This window comes from Kitasatospora sp. NPDC004240 (genome assembly GCF_053603215.1).
On the sequence record NZ_JBSGFD010000439.1, the window covers coordinates 1 to 1,594 of the forward strand.

The 1,594-nt window shown below is 72.3% G+C and carries 2 protein-coding genes and 1 pseudogene; all 3 read left to right on the forward strand.

The genetic code is table 11. From position 1 onward, the window contains the following. Window positions 1-285, forward strand: a pseudogene (locus ACWEQL_RS42365) (SseB family protein); the annotation flags it as partial. 49 nt (window positions 286-334) lie between these two features. Continuing rightward, on the forward strand, window positions 335-892 hold the full coding sequence (locus tag ACWEQL_RS42370; RefSeq protein ID WP_452156953.1) for a hypothetical protein: 558 nt from the start codon (window positions 335-337) through the stop codon (window positions 890-892). After that, the coding region (locus tag ACWEQL_RS42375) for a putative T7SS-secreted protein (RefSeq protein ID WP_452156955.1) at window positions 889-1,594 on the forward strand (706 nt) is incomplete at its 3' end. The genes ACWEQL_RS42370 and ACWEQL_RS42375, both read left to right, overlap by 4 nt.

Here is a 1,594-nt window from a genome sequence, read left to right on the forward strand (position 1 = left end):
CACGGCGGGCTGCGCTGGATCCACGCCTTCACGAGTGAGGCCGAACTCGCCGCCTTCGCCCAGGCCAAGGGCCTGCCGCTGGAGGGGCTGCCCTATCTGACGGTCCTGGGCTCGCGGCTGCTGGACGTGGCCGTGCCCGCGCTCGGGGTGCCGGGCGGGATTGCCCTGGACGCGGCCGGTACGCAGGGCATGCTCTTCCCGCCGATGCGCGGGATCGTGCCGGACGCGCTCGCCCTGGACGGCCCCACAGGCCCGCCCGGTGCGGCGGGTGCGGTCGCGCAGTAGCGGGTGGGTGTAGGAGAGACGGTTGACCGGATACGGGGGGGCAGTGGGTGTGGCGGATTTCGAGGTCGATCCGGAGACGCTGAAGCTGGCGGAGAAGGGCATCAACGAGGCGATCGACGAGATGCAGAAGCTCGGCATCGCCGGCCTGGCCGAGAGCGGACGCGGCTTCACCGAGCTGGAACTGTCCGGCATGGACGCCGGTCACGGCCAGCTCAGCGCCGTCTTCGGCGAGTTCTGCGAACGCTGGTCCTGGGGCGTGCGCTCCCTGGTCCAGCAGGGCTCCGCCGTCGCCGGGCGCCTCGGCCTGGCCGCAGGCTTCTACCACGAGCAGGAGCAGTACGTCGACGGCCTGCTCAAGGGCACCGTCGCCGCCGCCATGGGCAACCCCCACCAGAGCGGCGAGCAGGCCGCCGGCAAGTCCTGGAACGAGATCTGGGGCGACAACCCCTACACCCAGCTCACCAACCCCGACTTCTCCGCCGCCTCCGCCGCCCAGTCCGGCGAGAACATCAAGAACGCCTGGAAGGACGCCGCCAAGAGCAAGCTCGAACAGCCCCAGGCCGTCGCAGGCTTCATCCAGGGCGCCGTCACCGGCGACAACCCGTGAGCGGTGGCCTGCTCGACCGCGCCCTGAGCGCCGGCGGGAAGTTCATCGACGTCAACGTCCAGGCCGGCGCCGGACTCCTCAAGGGCGGCGCGAGCGCGGTCGGCGGGCTGCTGGAGGAGGTCGGCCTCGACGGCGCCGCCCAGTCCGTGCGCGGCTGGGGCGACGACATGGCGGACACTGGTGGCCTGCAGGTCGGCGAGGCCGAGCTCGGCCGGAGCGACGACGTGCGCCACCTCCTGCACGGCGACCCGAAGCGGATCGGCGAGGTCGCCGCGCACCTGAAGAGGTTCCACGACGCGTTCGAGAAGACCGGCACCGCCCTGGCCCGCTTGGACCACGAGCACTGGAAGGGCGAGGCGGCGGAGGCCTTCCGGGCCACCTTCACCCCACAGCCCAAGGGCTGGCTGACCGCTGCCGACGCCTGCGGCAAGGCCGCCGCCGCGCTGGAGAACTACGCCCACACCGTGACCTGGGCCCGAGGCCAGGCCCAGGAGGCCGTGGAGCTGCGGAAGGCGGCGCAGAAGAAGCTGGATGCGGCCGTCGCGCAGTGGCGCGAGGACGCCCTGACCTACAACCTGCGCGCCAAGGCCTACAACGCCATGCCGGTCGATCAGCGCCCGGCCACCCCGCCGGCCCGGCCCGAGGACTTCACCAACCCGGTGGAGGGGGAGTTCAAGGCGGCGCAGGAGAAGCTGGACGCCG